This is a genomic window from Neptuniibacter sp. UBA6509 (genome assembly GCA_002435145.1).
Taxonomy (GTDB): domain Bacteria; phylum Pseudomonadota; class Gammaproteobacteria; order Pseudomonadales; family Balneatricaceae; genus Neptuniibacter.
On sequence record DJLT01000031.1, the window covers coordinates 35700 to 43228 of the forward strand.

6 protein-coding genes are annotated in these 7529 nt (G+C 42.2%); 3 read left to right on the forward strand and 3 right to left on the reverse strand.

The features are described from left to right. Positions 1–3 precede the first annotated feature (3 nt). Both B4K11_RS03985 and B4K11_RS03990 read right to left on the reverse strand, forming a co-directional pair. Positions 4–549: a polysaccharide biosynthesis/export family protein gene (locus B4K11_RS03985; RefSeq protein WP_292950636.1), complete on the reverse strand. Its 546-nt coding sequence runs from the start codon at positions 547–549 to the stop codon at positions 4–6. A 24-nt stretch (positions 550–573) separates the two neighbouring features. Continuing rightward, entirely contained in the window at positions 574–1773 is a 1200-nt protein-coding gene (locus B4K11_RS03990) for an outer membrane beta-barrel protein (protein ID WP_292950638.1), read from the reverse strand. A 212-nt stretch (positions 1774–1985) separates the two neighbouring features. Between B4K11_RS03990 and galU the strand changes: the two genes are divergently transcribed. The 3 genes from galU to B4K11_RS04005 all read left to right on the forward strand — a co-directional run bounded on the left by galU (position 1986) and on the right by B4K11_RS04005 (position 5926). Further along, positions 1986–2876, forward strand: coding sequence for a UTP--glucose-1-phosphate uridylyltransferase GalU (gene galU, locus B4K11_RS03995; protein ID WP_292950640.1), 891 nt, complete (start codon positions 1986–1988; stop codon positions 2874–2876). A gap of 145 nt (positions 2877–3021) precedes the next feature. Continuing rightward, entirely contained in the window at positions 3022–4656 is a 1635-nt protein-coding gene (gene pgi / locus B4K11_RS04000; protein ID WP_292950642.1) for a glucose-6-phosphate isomerase, read from the forward strand. A 1-nt stretch (position 4657) separates the two neighbouring features. Next, positions 4658–5926, forward strand: a complete 1269-nt coding sequence (locus B4K11_RS04005; protein ID WP_292950644.1) for a nucleotide sugar dehydrogenase — start codon at positions 4658–4660, stop codon at positions 5924–5926. Positions 5927–6345: 419 nt separating this feature from the next. On the opposite strand, the gene B4K11_RS04010 is transcribed toward B4K11_RS04005, so the two are convergent. Then, complete coding sequence (locus B4K11_RS04010; RefSeq protein ID WP_292950646.1) at positions 6346–6966, reverse strand: SH3 domain-containing protein; 621 nt, start codon at positions 6964–6966, stop codon at positions 6346–6348. Positions 6967–7529: the final 563 nt, after the last annotated feature.

Sequence of the window (7529 nt, forward strand, 5' to 3'; positions counted from 1 at the left end):
AGATTAAAAGAAGCTTTCTTCGATAGTGACAGTATCACCAGGCTTAATAGTCGCGTTAATGCCAACCTTTACAGGCGACTGCTCTTCCTGACCTTCAGAGGCCACAAAAAACTCATCACTTGATGCTCGTTCACTAAAGCCACCCGCCAAAGCCACCGCACGCTGTAACGTTAAGCCAGGCTGATAAGGATACCCGCCCGGCTCTTCGACTTGACCATAAATAAAAAACTGACGGTATTCCACCACTTCAACACTAACACTTGGGTTAACAAGGTACCCATCAGCCAACTGGCTTCGGATGGATTCACTCAGCACGCCTGTTGTTAGCCCCCGAGTTCTCAACTCCCCTAAAAAAGGGTATGAAATAGTTCCAGCATCACTCAAGCGGACTTCAACGCTTAAATCGTCTTCACCAAAAACAGTGATTCTCAACAAATCGCCGGCACCTAGAGGGTAATCAGACAAGCCAACTTGTTTTTCTGCAGAAACAGAAAAGCTGAGCAATACAAAAACTGCAATAAATAACGACCTAATGAAAGAACCAATCATATTAATCAATCTCTTAACAACTATTTACAATGAGCCTTGAAGCGTTAAATAAACAGAATTCTTATCATAGTCAGTACCAGCCACATTCGACTCACGGTCTGAGTAGTTATAATCCAGACCTAGATCCAACCATCGACGCATCTTATATGTCACGCCTACACCGTAATTAGTGCTTTCATCTTTACGCGTGCTGCTCACATAATCAGAATCAGATTGTCCATAAGATGCTCGGGAAATAACCTTATCAGTCCAATCGTGCTGCCAATTCAAACTCCAGCTAGTCGTATCAATATAGTTACCCGTACCGTCTGTCTCTTCTTCTTCCTTGCTAGTCACAAAGCTCACAACTGAGTAGGTTTTCGGTGCCCACTCCATTGCCAATTCCCAACTAAGGCCATCGTCATCATCCCTTGCTGCGGATGAGAAATCTTTTTCAGCGTAACCGACTTTAACAATACCCGTGGTCTTAGCAGTTGCCTCCCAAGTTGCACCTAATAGATATTCAGTTTCAACACTATCCAACGTAATAGCTGCAAGATCGTAATCAATATCTTCATAGTTAACTTCGAACAACAACGAAGTTTTTGGCATTACTCTATAATAGAAAGTTGCACTGGCACTTGCCGTTTGGCGATCTTTACCTTCAGTTTGAGCACGGAAATTATCATACTCCCTATCAACCAACTGACCGGATACATCAATACGACCTTTTGCCTCCAAACCCCCGAAGCTATATTTCGCTGAAAGAGTATTTTCATGGTATTCCACAGGCTCAGGATTGGCAGTTGCCGCTGAGCCCTGATTTAAACCAGTACCTCTATCTTCATGTGTTTTAAGATAACGAGCTAATAATTCAAGACGGTTGCGAACATTAAAATCAAGTCGGGCCTGAGCTGTTAAGTCATGGTCTGTATAATTATCAGCGGAATCAGCTTCATACACACCTTGTTTAATAGCGTAATTCAAACTATATACGTCCAACCCTTTCTCAAGAACCAGCTGCACAGAAGGGTTAATAACTGTAATTACAGAATCAACTTCATTTGTCTCGGTGGAATAAATATTGTCATCATGACCGACTTGAACATTAATCTGAGGGATAACTTGCAGAGGGCCAGCATCCACCCCCGCTGGCTCAATAGCCATAAGGTTTGGCGACACAACAGTTACTGCAGGTAGAAGCATCAAAGTAGCGATTGCTGATTTACGATGTAATAAGGTCATGGGCGATCATCCTTGGTTAAGCCATCAAAGCGAAGATTGTTCAAAAAATATACTGATATACTGAACGGATTTTAGCACATCCACCTCAAATTAATAGCATTTTGCGACTGCAATAAACTGGACTACCCATCCCCCTCAACATAACTAAAATTAACTAACCAAGCATGTTACTATTGAAATTTCATGGATCAATAATTTGAGGTTTAAGAAGGATGTCTTCTACAGTAACTAAAGCAGTAATCCCTGTCGCAGGTTTGGGTACTCGCGTATTACCTGCGAGTAAAGCAATACCTAAAGAGATGATGCCTGTCGTAGACAAGCCAGTTATTCAGCACGTTATAGAAGAAGCCGTTGCTGCAGGAATAACTGATATCGTCCTTGTTACACGCGCAGGAAAATCCGCCATCGAAGATCATTTCGATTCTCATTATGAACTCGAAGCAGAATTAGAGCGAAAAGGAAAAACAGCAATTCTTGAATCAGTTCGTACTATAGTCCCATCCAATGTAACCATTACTGCAGTGCGGCAAAACAAAGCTTTAGGCCTAGGTCATGCAGTCTTATGCGCAGCCCCTATTATAGGTAATTGTGATTTTGCAGTTTTACTGCCTGACATGCTCGTCAATTCATACGGGCAAGAAGAAGCAGACCTATCTGCTATGGTTTCAGCCTATAAGACTAGCCAGCAAGGGCAAATAATGGTTGAACCAGTTCCAATGGAACATGTAGATCGTTATGGTGTAGTTAACTGTAACGGGGTAGATGTACGTCCCGGCCAGTCTGCCGATATTGCACAAATGGTAGAAAAGCCACCTATCGACAAAGCGCCATCTAATTTAACAATTAATGGCCGCTACATTTTACCCGCGCGTATTATGGAGCTCTTAAAAGATACTCAACCAGGAGCAGGTGGCGAGATCCAACTGACCGATGCAATGGCGGAGTATTTAACAGAAGGCTCCCTCCAAGCGTTCCACATGCAAGGAAAAACCTACGACTGCGGCAATAAAGTCGGCTACCTTCAAGCTAATGTTATTTATGGTTTACAAAACCAAGAAACAGCAGAGAGCTTTAAGACTTTCATCAAAAATCTAGATTTATAAGTTCATACCATAAAAAAAGGGGGATAAAGCTGTAATAATGCTCCCCCTTAGTTACACGCTATAACATTGATAATCAATTGCTCATCTAAGATCATAGTCATTGCAGTAACGACAGATAATACAAAGACAGCAAAAAGGAATAAGCATGTCATTAAAAGCAAGCCAAGCGTGGGCGCATCTCCAATCCCATGCTTACTATATGTCACAATCCCATATCAGCGATCTTTTCGAAGGCTCTCAAGATCGCTTCAGTACATTTGGCTTTGCCCAAGACGCTCTTTTCCTTGATCTATCCAAACAACGCATTACGGACGAAACACTCGCATTACTTATTCAATTAGCTAACGAACGAAATCTTACTGATTGGATTAACGATCTCTACAGCGGCAAACATGTTAATGACTCTGAAGACAGACCCGCTCTCCATACAGCTTTAAGAACCCCTAGAGATCACAAGCTTGAAGTCAACGGTACGGAGATCATCAAAGAGGTACATGATAACCTTGACTGCATGGAAGCCATTGTATCAAAAATACATTCTGGGCAATGGCGCGGATTCACTGGACACTCCATCAATACCGTCGTAAATATCGGTGTCGGCGGTTCTGACCTTGGGCCATTTATGGCTTGCAAAGCCCTATCAGACTTTCAACCCCAAGAAGCTGCAAACCTGAAAGTGCATTTCGTTTCTTCTATGGACGGTAGCCAGCTGGCTGACCTCTTAAGTCACTTAAATCCAGCCCGGACACTCTTTGTTATTTCGTCGAAATCATTTACTACAATTGACACTTTAGCTAACGCCAACACAGCAAAAGAATGGCTAAAGCAATCAAGTAATGTTGCTAGCGAAGAGGTTTTAATCTCTAGACATTTTATCGGCGTATCAGCAAGCCCCGAAAAAGCCCAAGAATGGGGCATTCCCAAATCAAATCAGCTCGCTTTCTGGGATTGGACAGGTGGACGTTACTCCATGTGGTCGACTATAGGCCTACCAATTGCACTTAAGCTAGGAATGCAAGGCTTTAAAGAAGTTCTAGACGGCGCACATGCAATGGATACCCACTTCAAAGAAACCCCCTTTGAAAAGAATCTACCTGTATTACTTGCAATGACCGGAATTTGGAATATTAACTTCCTAAATATTAACGCCCACGCAATCCTTCCTTACGATGGCCGTTTAAGCCACATACCTGCTTACCTAGAACAATTAGAAATGGAAAGTAATGGCAAGTCAGTCACTCGCGAAGGCTCTAACACTGATTACAGCACCTGCCCAATATTGTGGGGCGAAGTAGGAACTAACGCCCAACACGCTTTTTATCAGTTACTCCATCAAGGTACTGAGTCTGTAATGTGTGATTTTATCGTGGCCGCAAAACGCTACCACAACACTGACAATGCAGAATTACAACACCAACACCAGCTCAACCTTGCCAACTGCTTAGCTCAATCACGAATTTTAGCATTAGGGGACTCTGTCATTGAAGGAGCCGACGATGCGCCAGTCTACAAACGATATAAAGGCAATCAACCCTGCACCACTATATTGCTTGATGAATTAACCCCTACAACGTTTGGGCAACTCATTGCCATGTATGAACACAAGGTGTTTGTACAATCTGTTATATGGGGCATCAACCCGTTCGATCAGTGGGGAGTAGAGCTTGGAAAAAAAGTAGCCACTTCACTACTTCAAGCGTTAGGACCTGAAGCTAAAGAAAAACAATTCGATAATTCTACACAAGGGTTGTTGCAGCATATTACAAAGAGGAACGCTTAAGATGAAAATAACCGTATGGGGCAATGAACTTCCCGCATGGACTTCTGCAGCGGCCTTAGCAGAAAGCGGTAATCATATTAAGATTGTAACGGGTCTTGATCATTCAGGTAATAAGAATGAGATTAGCTTCAAAACAAGCAACGAACCTGGGTTACAACAATGTATTGATCAAGCAATTTTAGATGGTCGATTATCATCGGTCACTGAAGAGGATGGTCTATCTAACTCTTCGCATATCATCAGCCTCAATCCTGATGAATATCCTCTAGCTGAAAAAATAGTCTGCTCACTTAGTAAATCTCTGCCTAATAACCTTCTGATAATTAACCAATCTAACTTTGGGGTTGGCAGCACAGACAAGCTACAAACCTACTTAAAAGAAGCAAACAATCAAGTCATTGCTTACTTACCAGATATGGCAGCCGAAGGCTCTGCATTAAAAGACTTTAAGCAACCACAGACGCTAATTATTGGCTGTAGAAATGAATGGGCGATGTTGAATATAAAAGCATTAATGCGCCCATTCAGCCAATCCTTGAAACAGTGGATGGTAATGACATCAAAAGAGGCTGAATTCACCAAATTCGCAAATACCGGCATGCTCGCATTACGCCTAGGCTATATAAACGAACTTGCAAACCTTGCAGATCAGCTAGATGTAGATATTGAAGTCATACGAGAAGGCATGATTACAGATCCCCGCATAGGTCATCACTACCTGCATCCAGGCTGTGGTTTCGGTGGACTGCACTTTCAGCAATACATCGAAGGCCTTTCGGAGCTCATGGAAGAAAATCGAAATTCAAAACTGCTTGATACGGTTTTGGTTGAGAATGAAAAACAGAAAGAACAACCATTTAGAAAGCTTTGGCGATACTACCAGTGCGACCTTAAAAGCCGAACGATCAGTATTTGGGGACTGTCATTCAAGCCTGGTACAGCCAGCATAGATAACGCACCAAGTTTAAAAATTATAGAAACTCTTCTAGCCCAAGGCTGTTCGGTTAAAGTACACGATCCAGAAGCTGGCCAAAATATCGAACAATATTTTGGTGAACATCCTAAACTAGAAGTTTACGACTGCTGCTATGACGCAATAGAAAATAGCCATGGATTACTATTACTGACTGAATGGCCTGAATACTGGTCACCAGAATACGAGGAAATGCTGAATCGTATGCACACCCCTCTCATCATAGATGGAAGAAATATTTTTGATAAAGAGATGCTACAAAGTTTAGGCTTCACATATTATGGCGTGGGCCGATAGAACAGAAAGGCATGTATATAAGAGAGTATAAATGGTGCTAAGCATCTACGGAAAAAAAATACAGTATGTTATCTGGCTAATATTCATATGCAGTTTGGTAGCACTTGCCTACGGACTCTTCAGGCAACTACCACCTGAAAGGATATTTGAAAATTCAGATAAGGTAGGGCACTTTTTGGCCTTTCTCGTTGTCCCTTTTACGGGAAGACTGGCACTACATCAGCTAAAAAGCATGATTTATTGGTCAATATGGCTCATCCTAGCTATAGCGCTGGAGTACCTTCAAGGCGAGTTCCGCCCCCAAAGACACTTTTCCATAGCTGATGCCTACGCCAACGCATTAGGAGTCATAACAGCCATAGGATGTTCCGCCCTATTAAATCAACACATAGAAAAAAACAGGGCTAAACAGCAGGGCCCTACCGGGTAGTAATCAACCCACAACGGTGTCCTTCAACAGTCACCTCAGTCAATTGATAGGTGAGATCCGCCTTCATTAAAATATGCATAGACAACACCTCATTAGGAGTTAAAGCAACGTGCTCTAAGGTCTGATTAACAGGAACAGGAATTAACTTACCCTCCTGAGTTTTAGCGACCAGTTCTGCACTACAGTTCACTTTGACCTTCTGCAAATTCTGGCTCATTGCAACAGCATACTGCAAATGCAGGTCACAACCTTGAATATACTCATCACCAATCACTCTTTCGCAACTTAAGGATACCCCCTTATCAAGCAAGCGAAGCTCTTTGCTGACTAAGCTATCCTGCACAACCTTCTCAGGAGAGAGAAACTGACTACTCATCCACCCCTCAGTACGACCACTGGCATCCTCATGCCCAAGAAAGTAGATTTTAGTCCAATCACCTTTTTCCCCATCCTTTATAACAAGATGCCCCTTGTTTAGCATAAGTATACTCCGCCCCTCAGTACTTGGCTCAGCACGGACCCGCACACTGTCGGCAGTCACCAGCAAATATTCTACAGCTTGTGCATTGACTGAAAGCAACATTAATAAAAACAAAAAAAATCTAGCCACAACTATCCCTATAAACTTATTTGATTAGTGATATGTAATAATTTTTATTATCAAAATACAAGATGATAATGAATATATCTAGAAAATATAAAATTAGGAATTTTTCTTATATACCCAACTACTTAATAGAATTAATATGCCTGCACAGAGTGAGTCATGGACGACTCTTTAGCCCTCAGGATGAGGGCCTCTGTACCTAACATCAGGATGATGCCGTGTCAGCAAGGATGCTGATAGAACAGTCTAAGTATAGTAAATATTGCTTTCAAATTAGGCACTATACTCTACGCCTCTCACGCTAGATCCCTATAAGCTTAAACATCACAGCCTCTTAACATCGCAGCTTAATGCTTGCCCTCAGCCCCCTTCTTCGTCCGCATTATTGACCTTTGAGGCCATAAAAGCTTACCGAGTTTATTCCGGCCAGCTAAGACAAATAATGCGATTAAAAATTATAATACTTAGGAAAATTTAGTACTTAGCCCTTCTAAGCAGCCCTTTTCAGATAGATCTTTCCCCCGAAGCCAAAACGAAACCCAAAACGAAAAAACCCCGGTCACGAA

Excerpts from the sequence above, each read along its gene's own strand:
- pgi (WP_292950642.1), top strand. The coding sequence starts at position 3,022 with ATGTCATTAAAAGCAAGCCAAGCGTGGGCGCATCTCCAATCCCATGCT.
- B4K11_RS03985 (WP_292950636.1), bottom strand. The coding sequence starts at position 549 with ATGATTGGTTCTTTCATTAGGTCGTTATTTATTGCAGTTTTTGTATTG.
- galU (WP_292950640.1), top strand. The coding sequence starts at position 1,986 with ATGTCTTCTACAGTAACTAAAGCAGTAATCCCTGTCGCAGGTTTGGGT.
- B4K11_RS03990 (WP_292950638.1), bottom strand. The coding sequence starts at position 1,773 with ATGACCTTATTACATCGTAAATCAGCAATCGCTACTTTGATGCTTCTA.
- B4K11_RS04005 (WP_292950644.1), top strand. The coding sequence starts at position 4,658 with ATGAAAATAACCGTATGGGGCAATGAACTTCCCGCATGGACTTCTGCA.